The 17,016-nt window shown below is 56.3% G+C and carries 20 protein-coding genes; 17 read left to right on the forward strand and 3 right to left on the reverse strand.

Features of this window, described 5'->3' with window-relative positions:
* Positions 1–51 precede the first annotated feature (51 nt).
* Both ku and ACFSO0_RS15025 read right to left on the reverse strand, forming a co-directional pair.
* Complete coding sequence (gene ku, locus ACFSO0_RS15020) at positions 52–1,014, reverse strand: non-homologous end joining protein Ku (protein ID WP_376881591.1); 963 nt, start codon at positions 1,012–1,014, stop codon at positions 52–54.
* Between the two features lie 138 nt (positions 1,015–1,152).
* On the reverse strand, positions 1,153–1,296 hold the full coding sequence (locus ACFSO0_RS15025; protein ID WP_376881592.1) for a hypothetical protein: 144 nt from the start codon (positions 1,294–1,296) through the stop codon (positions 1,153–1,155).
* 440 nt (positions 1,297–1,736) lie between these two features.
* On the opposite strand from ACFSO0_RS15025, the gene rsmD reads away from it, so the two are divergent.
* Together rsmD and coaD are read left to right on the forward strand one after the other, a co-directional pair.
* A complete protein-coding gene (gene rsmD, locus ACFSO0_RS15030; protein ID WP_376881593.1) occupies positions 1,737–2,321 on the forward strand; it encodes a 16S rRNA (guanine(966)-N(2))-methyltransferase RsmD in 585 nt (194 codons plus the stop codon).
* 6 nt (positions 2,322–2,327) lie between these two features.
* Entirely contained in the window at positions 2,328–2,813 is a 486-nt protein-coding gene (coaD, locus tag ACFSO0_RS15035) for a pantetheine-phosphate adenylyltransferase (RefSeq protein WP_376881594.1), read from the forward strand.
* Here the strand turns inward: coaD and ylbJ are convergent.
* Positions 2,810–4,039, reverse strand: a complete 1,230-nt coding sequence (ylbJ, locus tag ACFSO0_RS15040; RefSeq protein ID WP_376881595.1) for a sporulation integral membrane protein YlbJ — start codon at positions 4,037–4,039, stop codon at positions 2,810–2,812. The genes coaD and ylbJ overlap by 4 nt on opposite strands.
* A 136-nt stretch (positions 4,040–4,175) precedes the next feature.
* On the opposite strand from ylbJ, the gene ACFSO0_RS15045 reads away from it, so the two are divergent.
* The 15 genes from ACFSO0_RS15045 (at position 4,176) to fabF (ending at position 16,986) form a co-directional block, all read left to right on the forward strand.
* On the forward strand, positions 4,176–4,970 hold the full coding sequence (locus ACFSO0_RS15045; RefSeq protein ID WP_376881596.1) for a patatin-like phospholipase family protein: 795 nt from the start codon (positions 4,176–4,178) through the stop codon (positions 4,968–4,970).
* Positions 4,967–6,034: a SepM family pheromone-processing serine protease gene (locus ACFSO0_RS15050; protein WP_376881598.1), complete on the forward strand. Its 1,068-nt coding sequence runs from the start codon at positions 4,967–4,969 to the stop codon at positions 6,032–6,034. Before ACFSO0_RS15045 ends, ACFSO0_RS15050 begins: the two co-directional genes overlap by 4 nt.
* 83 nt (positions 6,035–6,117) lie before the next feature.
* Positions 6,118–6,639 carry a YceD family protein gene (locus ACFSO0_RS15055; protein ID WP_376881599.1) on the forward strand — a complete coding sequence of 174 codons (522 nt, stop codon included), beginning with the start codon at positions 6,118–6,120 and terminating at the stop codon, positions 6,637–6,639.
* Positions 6,640–6,781: 142 nt separating this feature from the next.
* Positions 6,782–6,952 (forward strand): 50S ribosomal protein L32, encoded by a 171-nt coding sequence (rpmF, locus tag ACFSO0_RS15060; RefSeq protein WP_081656575.1) that lies wholly within the window; start codon positions 6,782–6,784, stop codon positions 6,950–6,952.
* Between the two features lie 310 nt (positions 6,953–7,262).
* Positions 7,263–8,033 (forward strand): DeoR/GlpR family DNA-binding transcription regulator, encoded by a 771-nt coding sequence (locus tag ACFSO0_RS15065; protein WP_376881600.1) that lies wholly within the window; start codon positions 7,263–7,265, stop codon positions 8,031–8,033.
* Positions 8,034–8,312: 279 nt separating this feature from the next.
* A complete protein-coding gene (locus ACFSO0_RS15070; protein WP_376881602.1) occupies positions 8,313–9,092 on the forward strand; it encodes an ABC transporter permease in 780 nt (259 codons plus the stop codon).
* Positions 9,093–9,094: 2 nt separating this feature from the next.
* On the forward strand, positions 9,095–9,883 hold the full coding sequence (locus ACFSO0_RS15075) for an ABC transporter permease (RefSeq protein WP_376881604.1): 789 nt from the start codon (positions 9,095–9,097) through the stop codon (positions 9,881–9,883).
* A gap of 14 nt (positions 9,884–9,897) precedes the next feature.
* Entirely contained in the window at positions 9,898–10,863 is a 966-nt protein-coding gene (locus ACFSO0_RS15080) for an ABC transporter ATP-binding protein (RefSeq protein ID WP_376881605.1), read from the forward strand.
* A gap of 127 nt (positions 10,864–10,990) precedes the next feature.
* Positions 10,991–11,563, forward strand: a complete 573-nt coding sequence (fapR, locus tag ACFSO0_RS15085) for a transcription factor FapR (protein WP_376881607.1) — start codon at positions 10,991–10,993, stop codon at positions 11,561–11,563.
* Between the two features lie 32 nt (positions 11,564–11,595).
* Positions 11,596–12,603: a phosphate acyltransferase PlsX gene (gene plsX / locus ACFSO0_RS15090; protein WP_376881608.1), complete on the forward strand. Its 1,008-nt coding sequence runs from the start codon at positions 11,596–11,598 to the stop codon at positions 12,601–12,603.
* A gap of 5 nt (positions 12,604–12,608) precedes the next feature.
* The gene (locus ACFSO0_RS15095) at positions 12,609–13,628 is read left to right on the forward strand and encodes a beta-ketoacyl-ACP synthase III (protein WP_376883207.1); all 1,020 of its coding nucleotides are present in this window, start codon (positions 12,609–12,611) and stop codon (positions 13,626–13,628) included.
* Positions 13,628–14,578, forward strand: a complete 951-nt coding sequence (gene fabD / locus ACFSO0_RS15100; protein WP_376881610.1) for an ACP S-malonyltransferase — start codon at positions 13,628–13,630, stop codon at positions 14,576–14,578. Before ACFSO0_RS15095 ends, fabD begins: the two co-directional genes overlap by 1 nt.
* Positions 14,572–15,312 (forward strand): 3-oxoacyl-[acyl-carrier-protein] reductase, encoded by a 741-nt coding sequence (fabG, locus tag ACFSO0_RS15105; protein ID WP_376881612.1) that lies wholly within the window; start codon positions 14,572–14,574, stop codon positions 15,310–15,312. The genes fabD and fabG overlap by 7 nt, the downstream gene beginning before the upstream one ends.
* A gap of 71 nt (positions 15,313–15,383) precedes the next feature.
* Entirely contained in the window at positions 15,384–15,617 is a 234-nt protein-coding gene (acpP, locus tag ACFSO0_RS15110) for an acyl carrier protein (protein ID WP_005834336.1), read from the forward strand.
* A 127-nt stretch (positions 15,618–15,744) separates the two neighbouring features.
* Positions 15,745–16,986, forward strand: coding sequence for a beta-ketoacyl-ACP synthase II (gene fabF / locus ACFSO0_RS15115; RefSeq protein ID WP_376881614.1), 1,242 nt, complete (start codon positions 15,745–15,747; stop codon positions 16,984–16,986).
* Positions 16,987–17,016: the final 30 nt, after the last annotated feature.

A 17,016-nucleotide genomic window follows, 5' to 3' on the forward strand; every position in this document is an offset into this window, starting at 1 on the left:
GGAAAGCAGGCATTTCCAATGCATCTCGCCCGAGTGGCAGCCTTTCCTGGCTTAGCCTGTCGTTTTTTTGCGGCGCAGCGCCTTGGTCGTGGTCCCGTGGCCAGAGCCGCCTGCCTCCTGCCTTGCAGGGACCGTTTCTTTCGCGCTGTCGGGCGCAACTGATCGTTTGCGGGCCGGCTTTTTCCTGGCTGGCTCTGGCTTTGGCGTCGGCTCGGCTTCCAGCTTGACTGGCCCCGTGCTGCTGCCTGCCGTTGCGGCGAGGCTTTCCTTCAAGGCCTGCATCAGGTCGATCACGTTCGCCCTGGGTGCTGCTGGCGATGTGGCGATCTCCTGTCCTTCCAGCTTTTTCTCGATCAATGCCTGCAGCTCGGACCGGTACTCGTCCGTGTATTTGCCCGGATCAAAAGGCACTGTCATGTTGTTGATCAGCTCGGTCGCCATTTTTAGCTCATTTTCCGCGAGCGCGATATTCGCTTCGGGAAGGGCAGGCACCTGGCTTACCGGACGGACTTCATCCGGATAGTAAATCGTTTCCAGCATGATACAATGCTCGTACAGGCGCACGACAGCCAGGCTCTGGCGGTTGCGCATCGTGACCTTGGCCACTGCGATTTTGCCTGTTTGCTCCATGGCCGAGCGCAGCAGGGCGTACGCTTTGTCGCCAGTCTCGTGCGGAGAGAGGAAATAGCTTTTGTCAAAATAAATCGGGTCAATATCTTTCAAGTCGACGAATTCGAGGATTTCGATGGCGCGCCGGGTATCTGGCGTGATCTCCTCCAGATCGCTGTCGTCGATGATGACGAAGCGGCCTTTCTCGTATTCGTACCCGCGGACGATCTCGCTGGCATCGATTTCGCGGTTGCAATGGGGACACATCTTGGCGTATTTGATCGGGGTATGACAGTCTTTGTGCAGCTGACGAAACCGAATGTCGCGCTCCTGTGTCGCCGTGAACATGCGTACAGGGATATTGACCAGTCCGAAGCTGATCGAGCCTTTCCAAACCGTTTGCATCTCAAACCTCCCGTCTGCGTCTCCTGAAAGTAGTATTCGCCTGCAAGACGCGGGAGAGGGAAGGGAATTGCAGGCATCCGCCAGCTTGTGAATGGGAATGCGTGCAGCCAGCCGCAGTTGCAGGCTGGCTCGGTGCGATTACTGTCCGTGCTTGACGATGTCCGACTGGTCGGCGGCAGACTGCATTTGCCTTGCTCGATCTGCGCCCTCACCGGTGCGGTCTGCGATGGATTGGGCTTTCGATGCTTCCAGCTTCTGTTTGGACGGCTGCTTTTCGGCCAAGATCAGCACACTCCTTTTCGGGCGAAGGTTCACTTGCAGGCTGGCTGCCAAGTTGCACGGCAGCCCTGTGTCCTATTTTGCCCGAAGACAAAAAAAATACCCCATCGCCCAAGGGCGACGAGGCAGCCGTTCAACTCCTCCCGCGTGGGGAGAGATGGCACGGAATGCTCCTATCAGACACGCCGTGCGCCAAAGTGAACGCCTTTCAATTATGGGAGAGGAGAAACCGGAGGAAGAGCTTATGGGGAAACGTAAGTCTTCTCCGCGGTTGTCAGCGACACCGTTGCGTCGCTATCCATAGTCATTTCCCATTTGTTTGCCACTTATACATCCCTGCCAGCATAATTTTACCACTTGCAATTTTACGCCCTTTGGCAGTTGTGATAGTATGAAATCATTCTCTGCATACGAGTACATCAATCATTGACAGGTGAATCAGAATGCGGGTCATCGCAGGTGAACACAAAGGGCGTAGGCTTACGGCTGTACCCGGAAAAGGGACGCGGCCTACGACAGACAAAGTGAAGGAATCGATCTTTAACATGATCGGACCGTATTTCGACGGAGGATGGGCATTGGATCTTTACGCCGGCACGGGTGGCCTGGGAATCGAGGCGTTGAGCAGGGGGGCAGAGCGGGCCGTTTTTGTGGAGCGCGACCCCAAGGCGTTTGCCGTCGTCCGGCAAAACGTCTCCCTGTGCAGGCTGGAGAGCAGTGCGGAGTTGCTGCGCATGGAGGCGGACCGGGCGATCAGGTCGCTTGCGGCGCGCAAGCAAGCGTTTGATCTGGTATTTCTCGACCCGCCGTACGCTCATCAGAAAATTGCCGAAGAAATCCGGTTGTTTCAAGAGTTGGGACTGCTTGCGGACGGCGCGTGGATCGTCGCGGAGCACGATGCCGAGGTCGAGCTGCCGGAAGAGATCGGCCGGTGCGTGAAAGACCGTTTTGCCAAATATGGAGATACCGCAGTATCCCTGTATTATTTCGAGCAAGAAAACGCAGGGTCGCTGCCCGAGGAAGGATGAAGTGACATGACCATTGCGGTATGTTCTGGAAGTTTTGACCCTGTTACATACGGCCATCTCGATATTATTTCGCGTGGTGCGAAAGTATTCGACAAGGTAATCGTCGCCGTCTTGATCAATGCCAAAAAGAAATCGTTGTTCAGTGTGGAAGAGCGCGTGGAGCTTTTGCGGCAGGTGACAGCCGGAATGGACAACGTGGAAGTGGATTCGTTCGACGGCCTGCTCATCGATTACATGAAAAAGCGCAACGCCCAGGTAATCATCCGGGGGCTGCGCGCCGTTTCCGATTTTGAATACGAGATGCAGGTCGCGTCGATTAACAAAAAGCTGAACGAGAACGTGGAAACGTTTTTCATGATGACCAGCAATCAGTATTCGTACTTGAGTTCCAGCATCGTGAAGGAAGTGGCCAGCTACAAGGCCAGCGTGAAAGACCTCGTTCCTTTGGTCGTCGAGCAGGCGCTGATGGCCAAGCTGCACGGCGAAGGCTAGCGGGTACGCCCTCTGCGCAGCCGGTTGACAAGTCCGCTTGCCAGAAGCAAGAAGGCAGCGACTCCCAGCGCGAGCAGGCTGGAGTGCCAGAACGCTTCCCACCACCCGAATACGGGGATGCCCAAGCTGGAGGGCAGAAAGACCGGGAGACTTTTTCCCGAGAACCATGCCGATGTGCGAAGCGGCTCCCAGACGATAAAGGTCAGGACGGCGGCGAGCAAGGCGTGGGCGGCGCGAGCGAGCAAATAGGGCGCGACGCGGATATCCGTCTCGCTCAAAATGCTGGCGACCTGTGCGTGGACGCTAAGTCCGCCCCAGGACAGGACAGCGCTCGCGATCGCGGCCTTCCAGACCATCGATACGCCATCTGGCACGACGCTGGCCGCTTGGGCGCCCAGGGTCACCTCGAACAATCCGGCGACGATCGCCTGGGAAAATGCGGGCGGAAAGCCGAAGGGAACGAGAAAGATGGACAGCAGCGTGCTGAAGATGTGCGTGAGCTGGATGGCGGAAAAGAGTTGAATGAACACGGAAAACACAATGATGAATCCGCCGATCATGAACAGGGTGTTCAGCGCGGATTGGACGGAGTCGCCCATCAGCTTGCCGAACGGCCGGGCATCCTGCAGGCGAGCCCGATGCATCGCTTGCAGCGCGCGCAGCGGCAGAGGCAGGCGGGTCCTCTCCAGCGGCTTGCTGACGGTTGCGAAAGGCGCGTGAAAGCGGTAGAGGAAGCCGATGATGAGCGCGGAGCAGTAATGGGTCAGCGCGAGGATCAGCCCCATCTGCTCACTGTGGAAAAAACCGATCGCTACGGCTCCCATCACGAACAGCGGGTCGCCCGTGGTCGTAAACGATACGAGACGCTCGCCTTCTGCTTGTGTCACACTGCCTTGCTCGCGCAGCCGGGTCGTCAATTTGGCAGCGACGGGATAACCGGATGAAAACCCCATGGCGAGGATAAAGCCGCCGGTGCCAGGCACATTGAACAGGGGACGCATCAACGGCTCCAGCAAAACGCCGACGAAGTGGACAACGCCAAGGCCCATCAAAATTTCCGAGAGGACGATAAATGGCAAGGTAGAGGGAAACACCACTTCCCACCAAATTTTCAATCCGCGGACGGCGGCTTCGAAAGACATTTGCGAATGGGCGACCAACGTAAGGACGAGGGCGATAGTCGACAAGGCGAACAACAGGGTAAGCGTCGGAGAGTGGCGTGACATGGATTCCTCCTGAGCGGAATACAAGAATAGTACATGTCTACGTCACGTGCCGACAAACTATGCTCGGACATCTGTCTCCAGATGTGAAAGGATCGACGAGTCCCCACATACGCTAAGGTACAGGGGGAATGTGATGATGGCAGCGAAACGCAGGCCGGTGGTAGGAGTTGCCCTTGGCTCGGGAGGAGCCAGAGGGTTCGCGCACATCGGCGTCCTCAAAGCATTGGAGGCCCACGGGATCGAAGTGGATATGCTCGCAGGCAGCAGCATGGGCAGCCTCATTGCCGCCGTCTATGCAAACGGAATCGAGCCCCAGATGATGGGCAAGCTCGCACAAAACCTGAAACGCAAGCACTGGCTGGATTTGACCGTCCCCGGCCTTGGCTTCGTGGCAGGGGAAAAGATCAAACAACTGATCCGGCTGCTCACGCATGGCAAGCGGATCGAACAATTGAGCAAGCCGCTCGCGATTGTGGCGACTGACATCGAAACGGGGGAGAGGGTCGTCTTTCGCGACGGGCCGATCGACCAGGCAGTGCGGGCGAGCATTTCCATCCCCGGCATTTTCGTCCCGGAGAAAGTGGACGGACGCCTGTTAGTCGACGGGGGAGTGATCGACCGTGTGCCGGTGACCGTCGTCCGTGAGATGGGAGCGGATATCGTGATCGCGGTCGATGTCGCGCAGGTGGACACGCCGATGAAGGTAGCGACGATATTCGATGTCATCGCACAGACGATTGATGTCATGGAGCGGGAAATTTTGCGGCACAGGATGCTGGCTGCCGATCACGTAATTCGGCCGGATGTTGGACATTATAGCAGTATTGCATACACGGGCGTCGAGGAAATCATCGAGCTGGGCGAGAAGGCCGGGAGGGAGCACGCGCAGCGTATCCAGGAATTGATCGAAAATTGGGAGGCAGTAGAATGAGTGAGGATCGGCTAAACTCCAGGCAGAGAAAAGCGAGAAGTGCCAAAGGCGCAAGCTGGGTGCTTGCTCTGGCATCCGTTGCGCTGGGCCTCTCCTTTTTTGTACCGACGAATTACTACATCACCAGACCGGGCTCCGCAATCGAGCTGGCGCCGATGATTGAAGTGGAAGGCGGGAAAAAGGACGAAACCGGTTCCTTCATGTTGACCACTGTGCGCATGGGAGAGGCAAATCTGGCGTGGTACGTGTACGCCAAAGTGTCGCCGGATGCCGAGCTGATGGAAAAAGAGCTGGTAGTCAGCCAAGGCGAGAGCAACGAAGACTTCGTGCGCCGCGAGCAAGCCGTCATGGACAATTCGCAAAAACTTGCGGAAGCAGTGGCCTTCAGGCTCGCCGGCTACGACGTGAAGGTGGAAAAGCAGGGCGTATGGGTGATGGGCACCATTGACGGATTCCCGGCCAAAAAAGAATTGAAAATCGGAGACGTCATCACCTCGGTGGACGGGGTGCCCACGCCGGAAACGAAGGATCTCTTGCAACTGCTCTCCACGAAAAAAGCGGGAGATACGGTCTCGCTTACGTATTTGCGAGATGGACAAGAAGCCAAAACGGTGTTAACCTTGGTACCACTGCCTGAATCCAAATCAGTCGGAATCGGCGTTCGCCCGGATGACAAGCAAAATATCGTGATCCCGAAAAAGGTCAATATCGCCTCCCAGGGAATCGGCGGACCGTCGGCTGGGTTGATGATGACCCTGGAAATCTACGACCAGTTAAAAACGGACACCGACTTGACGAAGGGCTACAAAATTGCCGGAACGGGGACGATCTCACTGGACGGAACTGTCGGGCGAATCGGCGGCATCAGCCACAAGGTCGTGGCTGCGGACAAGGCAGGGGCGGATATTTTCTTCGCGCCGCAGGACACGCCAGGGGCTGACTCCAACTACGAGGAGGCTTTGGCTACCGCCAAGCGCATCGGCACCAAAATGCGCGTCGTCCCGGTCAAAAACGTAAAGGACGCGATTGCCTATCTGAATGAACAACCGAAGAAACCGTCCTGACGAACAAAGGTGTCAAGGGAAAATGGTTGACAAAGTTTTGGGCAAGGTCTATAATCATCCTTGTTGTGCATGAGGTGAACGCTATGAATATCAAGTTGACAGAGTTAGAGCATCGAAAGGGAGAGCCGTTGCCGTTTCAGCTGACGCTCGATGCGTCCGAGCTGAAAAATCGCCACGACGAGATCAGGGGCATTACTCCGGTTGAAGCGGAAGGCGAGGCCGTACAGTTGGGCAATCTCTACTATGTAAAAGGCCGGTTGGAAGCGGACGTGAATTTTGTCTGTGCCCGCTGTCTCAAACCTTTTACGCATCATGCGACCGTTCCGTTTTCCGAAACCTTTGCACATGAAAAAGATCCGATTCTTCAAGAGGATGAGGACAGTGACATTCTTCCGCTGGAGGGTGACGAGATCGAGCTGGACTCGTTGCTTCAGGAAGATTTTCTGCTCGCCATGCCGACTTTCCCGTTGTGCGAGGAAGATTGCAAGGGCCTGTGCCCCACTTGCGGTGTCAACCGCAACGAAGAGGCTTGCAGCTGCACGAACGAGCGGATCGACCCGCGTCTGGCCGGGTTGGCTGATCTGTTCAAGGACAGCAGCAAGTAGTCGTTCCTACTGTTTTCAAGATGGGACGCCGACTTTCCGGTTGGAACGTCTCATTTTTGAAGGATGGCATAAGCATTTCGCCTATACTATCCACCCAAATAGAGCATCTTAGCATTTGTCAGTTGAAGGAGGTGTAAGGAAGATGGCAGTACCTCAACGGAGAACTTCCAAAACCCGTAAAAGAATGCGTCGTACGCACTTCAAATTAGAGATTCCAGGCATGATCAAATGCGATAATTGCGGCGAATACAAGCTTGCGCATCGCGTTTGCCCAAGCTGCGGTCACTACAAAGGTGTGAAAGTAGCGAAGTAAGCTTCGCTGCTCAAAAAAACAAGGTGAGAAATCACCTTGTTTTTTTATGCCGTTTTGCCGATCGGGAATGGAGCCCTCTGCTGGCCTGCATACCGCCCGCAAAACCTGCGCCTGTTGCCGGGCGCAGCTCTTTCGATAACACCGAAAGCGGATGGCAGCGGACGCGGGCAATCAGGCAAGCCCTCTGGGTAGGCACGCAAAATGCTTGTGATTACTTGTGAATGCTTGAAATAACTTGCTTGAAATCCGCAAATGACTTACAATGATTTTGAGAAAAAAGATCTCGTTGCCTTCGATGGAGTGAAGCAGGATGTTTCAAGAAGAAAGGCTCGCTGCGATCTTGCAGTTTTTGCAGCATCATAAGCGGATTACCGTTCAGGATGTGATCGAGCAATTCGGCGTTTCCCGCGACACGGCCAGACGGGATATGGTGAAGCTGGAGGAGCAGGGGCAGATTGTTCGGACGCGGGGCGGGGCGATTTTGCCGACGCTTTCCAAGCAGAGCTACCCCTACCGGGAGCGCATGCAGCTCGACTTGGCAGGCAAGCGCCGGATCGCGGCCGTCGCTGCCAGTCTGGTCAAAGGCGGCGACTACCTGCTGATCGATGCGTCGACGACCGTCCAGCTCGCGATGGAATCGCTGGAGACGACGGGCCACGTGGTCATTACCAGCTCGCTTGCGGCATCGTCCAGCCTGGCAGGCAAAAAAGGCTTTCAGGTGAAGCTGCTCGGCGGTGACGTCCATCCCGAAGACCAGTATGCGTACGGATCGCGCACGATTGAAAATCTTTCTGACTACCATGTCGACAAGCTGTTCATCGGCGCTTGCGGCCTCACGCCGAACGGGCTGTTCTCTCCAGCGGAGGAATCCGGCCATTTGATCAAGGAAATGATCAAGCGGGCCGATCAAGTCATCGTGCTGGCCGATCACTCCAAATTCGGAAAGTCGATGCTGTACCGGGTGGCAGGGCTTGAGCAGCTGGACCTGATCGTGACGGACCAGCAACCGCCAGCCGAGATGCGTGAAGCTCTGCGGGCGCATGAGGTGGAACTGCTGGTGGCGGACGAGGAGCATGAATAAGCGGATAAACTTCGCTTGGCTGGCGTGATTGGGATCGGGAGCGTGACAGCAAGCGGATTTATCAAGGAAGGTCCTTCTGCGGAAGGGCTTTCTTTTTTGTCCAGATCTTTTGTCCAGATCGAGAGTAAAAAGACTCCTCTCCAGCGAATTAGCCAGCCCGCACATGTCACAGCCTTATATGGCTGCAAAAGCTTGGCGCAGCCGTTTTTTTTCAATCTTGCTGCTTCTTCCAGATTCTTGTATAATCATAATTCTCGCTGCTCAGAAAAGGAGGGTGCCATGGTCTACTGGCGGATTATTTGCAAGAGCTATCGTCGCAATCTTCAGTATCGTCTGTCTCATTTTGTAAACAATCTGGCGAGTTCGATCTTCGGACTCGTGTTCATCGCCATCTGGGAGGGTGTGCTCAAAGGCAAGCAGGCGCCGGGGCCGTACGATGCCCAGACGATGGCACATTACATCGCTGCGGTCCAAAGCGTGCTGTGGATCACGGCGTTCCTGTCTCCGGGCCTGAATGTGCAGGTGGGGGTGAGAAGCGGCGCGGTAAGCCTCGACCTGCTGAAGCCCGTCCACTATCTTTGGTACGTCCTCAGCCAGGAAGCGGGCCGAATCGCTTACAACGCATGCTACCGCAGTGTGCCGGTCGCCCTGATCCTTGGGCTTGCGGTCGGCTTTTTCCATCCTGCGAGCCTGTTGACGTACGGCTGGGCGGCCTTGTCATTGTTGCTCGGGGCGTACATCGGCCTGCTGCTGTTTTACCACGCGGGAATCTCCTCCTTTTGGACGACGGAAATTCGCTGGGTCCACTACATCCTGATTACCCTCCTGTTCGGCCTTGGCGGACAGATGATCCCGGTTGATCTGATGCCTGGCGTAATGGGCATGATCGCCTCCTGTCTGCCGTTTGCAGCCGTCATTTCCCGCCCGGTGACGATTTATTTGGAGCTCGCGCCGACGTCCGAAATATGGACACAGGCAGCCTGGGCGCTCGCTCTGACCGGCTCGGCCCTGTTTTTGACGAGATGCGCCAGGCGCAAGCTGGAAATTCAGGGGGGCTGACCATGTTTACGCTTTATCGAAAACTGATCGCGTCCAGCATTCGCGCGCAGATGCAGTACAAGCTGAACTTCCTCTCCAGCGCGGTGACGAGCGGCCTGATCATGGTGCTCGATTTCGCCGTCCTGTCAGCCATCCTCTACCGGTTTCACGATATTGCCGGCTGGAATTTGTACGAGGTCGGCATCCTGTACGGCATTTCATCGGCCGCAGTCTCTCTCTACCGCCTTTTCGCGCCGGAAATTCACGACTTTGATCGGTACGTCATCCAGGGAGAGCTGGACCAGCTGCTGATTCGCCCCGTTTCGCCCCTTGTGCTGCTGCTCACCCGCAACCTCGACCTGACGCGCATTGGGGGCGTGGTGCAGGGGCTTGCCATCCTGGCGATTTCGCTCTCCGGCATGTTCCTGCAGGGCGAGAGTATCTGGCTGCTGCTGATGTTCATTCCCGTCGCGATTATTTCGGGCAGCGTCGTCTACTTTTCCATCGGGCTCGCGACTGCTGCTGCGTCCTTTTGGCTGCACCAGGTCAAAGATTTGCAGACGTTCACGCTGTACGCGCCGGCGAATGCATCCAACTACCCGGTCGGGCTGTATCCAGGCTGGCTGAAGTGGCTGTTCTTTTCCGTCATCCCGATCGCGTACATCAACTACGTGCCGATGCTCGCCCTGCTCGGGAAGGGAGGAAGCTGGTACGATCCGTTGCTTGCGCCATTCGTTGCGGGAGCGGCGCTGTTTGCAGCAGTCTGCATCTGGCGGCGGGGGATTCGCCGCTATCACAGTACGGGAAGCTAGAGAGGAGGATATGCATGATCGAAGCGGTACATATCGGCAAGTCGTTTTATCAGTCCCAGACAAAGCAGGGGGCATTCGCTTCCCTGCGGACGCTGTTTTCCCGTGAGCAGAAAGAAATCCGGGCAGTAGACGACATTTCGTTTACGATCCGGGAAGGCGAATTTGTCGGCTACATTGGGCCGAATGGAGCAGGGAAGTCGACGACGATCAAAATGCTCACGGGTATTCTTCACCCGACGCGGGGAGAAATTCGCGTCGGGGGCGTAAGTCCGCAAAAGGAACGCCAGAGGGTAGCGGCCCGGATCGGCGTTGTCTTCGGGCAACGGACACAGCTGTGGTGGGATTTGCCTGTGCGGGATTCCTTTGAAATTTTGCAGGCGATGTACAAGATCGACGGTTCAGCGTATCGGCGGGCGATGGAGCTGTACAATGAGCTGCTGGGCCTGCACGAATTTATCGACATGCCGGTGCGCAAGCTTTCGCTGGGCCAACGGATGCGGGCCGATCTGGCGGCGGCCCTGCTGCACGACCCGCCTGTCCTGTTTCTGGACGAACCGACGATCGGCCTCGACGTTTTGGCCAAGACGCGGATTCGCGCCTTTTTGCGCGAGGTGAACCAGTCCGCGAAAAAGACGATCCTCTTGACCACCCACGATATGGATGACATTGAACAACTGTGCGGCAGGATCATTCTCATCAACCACGGCACGAAGATGCTGGATACGACGGTAGAGGGGCTGCGCAGCCAGATCGGCTTCTCCAGCGTGATTCAGGTCGAATACCGCACCGCGCCAAAGCTGCCGCCTGAGATCGAAGGCGTGGAGCGGGTGGAGGTATGCGGAAGCGAGCTTACCCTCTACTACGACAAAGGCAAGACCGCATCGCCGAAGCTGCTCGCGGAGCTGGGGAAATGGGGAGAGCCGCTCGACATCCGCATGAAGGAACCGGAGATCGAGGAAGTCATCAAGCGCCTGTATTGACGAGACTATCGGGCTATTTTCCGCAAGTTTGCTTGTAATTCCCGGCAACCTCCCTTATACTTTGTTTGGTACCAGGTATTAAAAACTGATCGCAATACAGAAAAGTGATTGTGAAACTTGCTGGGGGGTGTTGAGCATCGCCCGTTTGCCGAAAAAAGATCGCCAGACCAGATTAGTTCAGTCATTGCAGGAAAATCCATTTGCGACTGACGAGGATCTGGCCGAGTTATTTCAGGTCAGTATTCAAACAATACGCCTAGATCGTTTGGAGCTGGGCATTCCCGAGCTGCGCGAACGCATCAAATCGGTGGCGGAAAAAAGTCTGGACCCGGTCAAATCGCTCGGGATCGACGAAGTCATCGGCGAGATCATCGATCTGCAGCTTGATTCCCAGGCCATTTCCGTGCTGGAAATCAAGGAAGAGCACGTCTTTACCCGAACGCAAATCGCTCGGGGACACTACATATTTGCCCAGGCCAACTCATTGGCCGTGGCAGTCATGAATGCTGATGTGGCGCTGACAGCTACGGCGAGAATTCGCTTTGTCCGGCCTGTGCGACTGGGTGAGAAACTGGTAGCGAAAGCGATTGTGCGGAGCCGTAACGGCGATGAGTGCAAGGTGCGTGTGGAGACGAAGGTTCAGGGAGAATTGGTCTTTACCGCAACATTCCGCGTCGTCGGCATGCCGTCTGTCACATAACGTCATGGTTGAGAACTAAGGAGGAGACACGGTTGCGAATTGCATTGGATGCGATGGGCGGCGATAACGCACCGCGCAGTACGGTACAGGGAGCATTGGCTGCCGTCAAGGAAAACCCATCACTTACAGTCGTTCTGGTGGGAGATGAACAAGGCATTCGGAACCACCTTCCAGGTGAAATTCCGGCAAACATTGAGATTGTACCTACATCTGAAGTCATCGATCCGGATGACGAGCCGGTGAAGGCTGTGCGCAGGAAGAAAAACTCTTCCCTTGTCGTGGCCGTTCAGATGGCACGCGAAAATTTGGTGGATGCCGCCATTTCGGCAGGAAATACGGGCGCGCTCATGACAGCCGGCCTTTTGCTTGCTGGAAGGATGGACGGGATCGAACGTCCAGCATTGGCGGCATTTATTCCAAATGTAAAAGGGCGGGTCACGCTGCTATTGGACGTCGGAGCCAACATGGACGCGAAGCCCCATCACTTGCTGCAGTACGCTGTCATGGGCAGCCTGTACGCGGAGCGTGTGCTGGGCTTTGAACGGCCTTCCGTCGGTTTGCTCAACGTCGGGACAGAAGAAGGAAAAGGCAACGAGCTGACCAAAGTCGTTTATCCGCTGCTGGCGGGAGCCGATCTGAATTTTGTCGGGAATGTAGAGGCACGCGACGTCCTTCAGGGGGCGTGCGACGTGCTCGTCTGTGACGGATTTGTCGGGAATGTTTTGCTGAAAGCTGTCGAAGGGGCAGCATCTACAATCTTTTCGCAGCTGAGGCAGGAGTTTACTTCCAGTCTGATTAATAAGGTAGGAGCGGCCATTTTGAAACCGGGGCTGATGCGTTTCCGCAGACGGATGGATTACGCGGAATACGGCGGGGCACCGCTGCTCGGTTTGAGAAGCCCTGTCATCAAGGCGCACGGTTCATCTGATGAGAAGGCGATCAAGAACGCGATTTCCAGCGCTGCTACTTTTGTGCAACAGGATGTCAATCAAATTATCCAGCAGGCGCTGCAGAAAAACAGTACGGGAGAAAGCGAGTGAGGCAGATGAATGACAAACGTTCAGTAGGCATTTTGGCAACCGGTTCTTACACCCCTGAGCGGGTGTTGACCAACTTTGATCTGGAAAAAATGGTGGATACGTCCGATGAATGGATCGTCACGCGCACAGGGATTCGCGAGCGCCGCATCAGCTCTCCTGAACAGGCTTCCTCCGACCTCGCTTACGAGGCAGCGAAGAAGGCTTTGGCAAAAGCGAAGCTGAGCCCGGAGCAGCTGGACATGATTATCGTGGCGACGGTGACGCCGGACACCATGTTCCCATCCACTGCCTGCATCCTGCAAGATAAGCTGGGAGCGACACGCGCAGCGGCGATGGACTTGTCCGCCGCTTGCACAGGCTTTCTGTACGGCATTACAACGGCAACCCAGTACATTGCCAACGGGCTGTTCAAATACATTTTGGTCGTGGGCGTAGAGAGCCTGTCCAAAATTACGAACTACCAGGACCGCAACACGTGCGTGCTGTTTGGTGACGGTGCCGGAGCGGCTGTCATCGGAGAAGTCAAGGAAGGGTACGGATTCCAGTCGTTCGAGCTGGGAGCGGACGGTTCGGGTGGTCCGCTGCTTTGCTTGCCTGCTGGCGGCTCCCGCACCCCGGCAACCAGCGAGACGGTGGCAAACAACCTGCACTACCTGACCATGGCGGGGGGAGAAGTATTCAAATTCGCCGTGCGCGTGATGAATTCCGCGACGGAGACCGTCCTGACGAAGGCGGGCCTGACCAAGGACGACATCGATCTGCTCGTTCCGCATCAGGCGAACAAGCGCATCATCGACTCGGCCGTGCAGCGCTTCGGCTTGAGCGAAGAAAAAGTGGTGGTCAACCTGGACCGCTACGGCAACATGTCCTCCGCGTCCATTCCGGTCGCGCTGGATGAGGCTGTAGAGGCTGGCCGTGTCAAGGAAGGCGACAACCTCGTACTCGTCGGCTTCGGCGGCGGCCTGACCTGGGGGGCGACACTCCTGAAATGGTCGACAACTCCTGCAGAAGGGAGCAAGCAATAATGGGTAAAGTAGCATTTGTCTTTCCTGGCCAGGGCTCGCAGTTTGTCGGGATGGGCCAGACGCTTTCCGAGCAATCGGAAGCGGCGCGCAACGTTTTTGAGCAGGCAGACGAAGCGCTCGGTTTTTCCTTGTCGGCCCTGTGCTTTCAAGGCCCGGAGGAAGAGCTGCGCCTGACAGCCAATACACAGCCGGCGATTTTGACGGCGAGTGTGGCCGTTTTGGCTGCTTTGCGGGAAAAACGGCCTGATTTTCAGCCGGACTTCGTAGCCGGTCACAGCCTGGGCGAATATTCCGCACTGGTCGCAGCGGGGGCGCTCGACTTCGCGGATGCCGTCAAGACCGTGCGCGCACGGGGACAGTTCATGGAGGAGGCTGTTCCTGCCGGGCAGGGGGCCATGTCGGCTGTCCTGAATCTGGACCGCACCGTTTTGCAGACCGTTTGCGAAGAAGTGACGGCATCCGGGCATCCCGTGCAGCTGGCTAACCTGAACTGTCCGGGACAGATCGTCATCTCCGGGTCTGCGGAAGGCGTGAAGCTGGCAGGCGAAAAGGCCAAAGCCGCAGGGGCGAAACGCGTGCTCCCGCTCAACGTCAGCGGCCCGTTCCACTCCAGCCTGATGCAGCCGGCAGCAGACAAGCTGCACGCGGTTCTGGCGGGCGTCACCGTGCGCGATGCCAGCATTCCGGTCGTCGCCAACGTGACGGCGCGTCCAGTGTCCGCAGCGCAGCCGATTGTGGACAGTCTCGTGCAGCAAGTATCCGCCCCCGTTCTGTGGGAAGATTCGGTCCAGTGGATGGTCGAGCAAGGCGTGACGACCTTCGTGGAGATCGGCCCGGGCAAAGTGCTGGCCGGTTTGGTGAAAAAAATCGCGCCAGCGGATACGACCATCATCTCGGTACAAGACATGGAATCGCTGACTGAGCTTTTGAACGGAGGGTTATTATGCTAGCAGGAAAAACAGCTTTGGTGACAGGCGCCTCTCGCGGGATCGGCCGCGCGATCGCCCTGAAGCTGGCGGAAGCAGGGGCCAACGTCGTGGTCAACTACGCGGGCAGCGAGGCGGCTGCCGCAGAGACGGTGGCGCAAATCAAGGAAATGGGCCGCGACGCCATCTTGGTGCGCGCGAATGTGTCCCAGTCTGAAGAAGTAGGGGAAATGTTCAAAGCTGCCCTTGACCATTTCGGGGCGATTGACATTCTCGTGAACAATGCGGGCATCACTCGCGACAATCTGCTGATGCGCATGAAGGAAGAGGAATGGGACGATGTAATCGCGACCAACCTCAAAGGCGTCTTCAACTGCCTGAAAGCCGCTACTCGTCCGATGATGAAGCAGCGCTCAGGCAAAATTATCAACATCACCTCCGTCGTCGGGGTCCTTGGCAATCCGGGCCAGGCCAACTACGTGGCAGCCAAAGCGGGTGTCATCGGCTTGACCAAAACGGCAGCGCGCGAGCTGGCATCCCGCGGAATCACCGTGAACGCTGTCGCGCCAGGCTTTATTGACACCGAGATGACCGCCGTCCTCCCTGAAGATGTGAAGGCAGGCATGCTGGGGCAAATTCCACTGGGCCGCCTCGGACAGACGGATGACATCGCTTCAGTGGTGCTGTTCCTGGCGTCGGACGCAGCCAACTACATGACCGGCCAGACCTTGCATGTCGATGGCGGAATGTACATGTAATTTGCGGGTTATCTCTGAACTGGTTTTTTGGAAGTCCATCCACTATAATACGGGAGAGGGGGTGAAGCAAGATGGCAGATACATTGGAGCGCGTGAAGAAAATCATCGTCGATCGTCTGGGTGTAGATGAGTCCAAGATTACTTTGGAAGCTTCTTTCAAAGAAGACCTGGGCGCCGACTCCCTGGATGTAGTAGAACTCGTAATGGAACTCGAGGATGAGTTTGATTTGGAGATTTCTGACGAAGATGCTGAAAAGATCACTTCTGTAGGTGAGGTTGTCAAATACATAGAATCTCACAAGTAGATCGATCAGTTTGAAGTCCCGTAACGTACGGGACTTCTCCTTCATTCCCGAGTGTACATAGGAACCGAGCTTTTCACATGGAGTAAAAAAGAAGCGGATTGCTGATTTTCATATAGAGGTGATCGTAATGAAACGAAGAGTGGTGATTACCGGCGTCGGAGTCATCTCCCCGGTGGGAAATGATGCACAGACTTTCTGGAACAGCTTGCTGGAAGGAAAATCAGGCATTGATCGCGTGACTTCCTTTGACGTTTCGGACTATCCAACACAGATCGCAGGGGAAGTGAAAGATTTCAACCCGGAACTGTACATGGATAAAAAGGAAGTTCGACGTACAGACCGATTCGTTCAGTTCGGTTTAGCTGCAGCCAAAATGGCGATTGAAGATGCCAAGCTGGAAATTACAGCTGAAAACGCGGAACGAGTGGGTGTATACATCGGGTCCGGGATCGGCGGTTTGACCACGTGGGAGGAACAGCACAGCGTCTTGCTGGAGAAAGGCCCGCGCCGCGTCAGTCCGTTCTTTATCCCGATGATGATCGCTAACATGGCATCTGGCGCTGTCTCCATCCAGTATGGAGCAAAAGGCCCGACCTCCAGCGCGATCACGGCATGCGCGACAGGCACGAATGCGATCGGGGATGCGCTGCGCCTGATTCAGTTTGATCATGCAGATGTCATGATCGCGGGCGGCGCGGAAGCTACGATCCGTCCGATGGCCTTTGCCGGATTTTGCTCTGCCAAGGCCATGTCCACGCGCAATGACGAACCGCAAAAAGCGAGCCGTCCGTTTGACATCGGCCGCGACGGTTTCGTCATGGGCGAAGGCGCGGGAGTCGTCATTTTGGAAGAGCTGGAGCATGCAAAAAGACGCGGGGCCACCATCCTTGCTGAAGTGATCGGATATGGCATGAGCGCGGATGCCCACCACATTACGGCTCCGTCTCCGGGGGGAGAAGGGGCTGCCCGTTGCATGGCCAATGCGCTCAAGGACGCTGGCATCGACCCGACAGAGGTCGATTACATCAATGCGCACGGCACTTCCACCGATCAAGGCGACATTGCCGAGACGCAAGCGATCAAATCCGTTTTCGGCGAGCACGCATACAAGCTCGCTGTCAGCTCGACCAAGTCGATGACCGGTCACTTGCTCGGTGCGACAGGCGGGGTAGAAGTGATCGCCACGACATTCGCGCTGCGCGATCAAATTTTGCCGCCGACCATCAATCTGGAAAATCCGGACCCGGAATGCGACCTCGACTACGTGCCGAACGTAGCGCGCAAGGCGAAGGTGAATGTCGCTGTTTCCAACACATTCGGATTCGGCGGACACAACGCGTCGGTCATTTTGAAACGATACGAGGCATAAATGAGTCCTACGGAAAGAATAGGTAGGAAG

This window comes from Brevibacillus sp. GCM10020057 (assembly GCF_042683565.1).
Lineage (GTDB): Bacteria > Bacillota > Bacilli > Brevibacillales > Brevibacillaceae > Brevibacillus.

Coding starts and splice junctions, on each gene's coding strand:
- ku (WP_376881591.1), bottom strand. CDS start 1,014: ATGCAAACGGTTTGGAAAGGCTCGATCAGCTTCGGACTGGTCAATATC.
- rsmD (WP_376881593.1), top strand. CDS start 1,737: ATGCGGGTCATCGCAGGTGAACACAAAGGGCGTAGGCTTACGGCTGTA.
- coaD (WP_376881594.1), top strand. CDS start 2,328: ATGACCATTGCGGTATGTTCTGGAAGTTTTGACCCTGTTACATACGGC.
- ylbJ (WP_376881595.1), bottom strand. CDS start 4,039: ATGTCACGCCACTCTCCGACGCTTACCCTGTTGTTCGCCTTGTCGACT.
- ACFSO0_RS15045 (WP_376881596.1), top strand. CDS start 4,176: ATGGCAGCGAAACGCAGGCCGGTGGTAGGAGTTGCCCTTGGCTCGGGA.
- ACFSO0_RS15050 (WP_376881598.1), top strand. CDS start 4,967: ATGAGTGAGGATCGGCTAAACTCCAGGCAGAGAAAAGCGAGAAGTGCC.
- ACFSO0_RS15055 (WP_376881599.1), top strand. CDS start 6,118: ATGAATATCAAGTTGACAGAGTTAGAGCATCGAAAGGGAGAGCCGTTG.
- rpmF (WP_081656575.1), top strand. CDS start 6,782: ATGGCAGTACCTCAACGGAGAACTTCCAAAACCCGTAAAAGAATGCGT.
- ACFSO0_RS15065 (WP_376881600.1), top strand. CDS start 7,263: ATGTTTCAAGAAGAAAGGCTCGCTGCGATCTTGCAGTTTTTGCAGCAT.
- ACFSO0_RS15070 (WP_376881602.1), top strand. CDS start 8,313: ATGGTCTACTGGCGGATTATTTGCAAGAGCTATCGTCGCAATCTTCAG.
- ACFSO0_RS15075 (WP_376881604.1), top strand. CDS start 9,095: ATGTTTACGCTTTATCGAAAACTGATCGCGTCCAGCATTCGCGCGCAG.
- ACFSO0_RS15080 (WP_376881605.1), top strand. CDS start 9,898: ATGATCGAAGCGGTACATATCGGCAAGTCGTTTTATCAGTCCCAGACA.
- ACFSO0_RS15095 (WP_376883207.1), top strand. CDS start 12,609: ATGAATGACAAACGTTCAGTAGGCATTTTGGCAACCGGTTCTTACACC.
- fabD (WP_376881610.1), top strand. CDS start 13,628: ATGGGTAAAGTAGCATTTGTCTTTCCTGGCCAGGGCTCGCAGTTTGTC.
- fabG (WP_376881612.1), top strand. CDS start 14,572: ATGCTAGCAGGAAAAACAGCTTTGGTGACAGGCGCCTCTCGCGGGATC.
- acpP (WP_005834336.1), top strand. CDS start 15,384: ATGGCAGATACATTGGAGCGCGTGAAGAAAATCATCGTCGATCGTCTG.
- fabF (WP_376881614.1), top strand. CDS start 15,745: ATGAAACGAAGAGTGGTGATTACCGGCGTCGGAGTCATCTCCCCGGTG.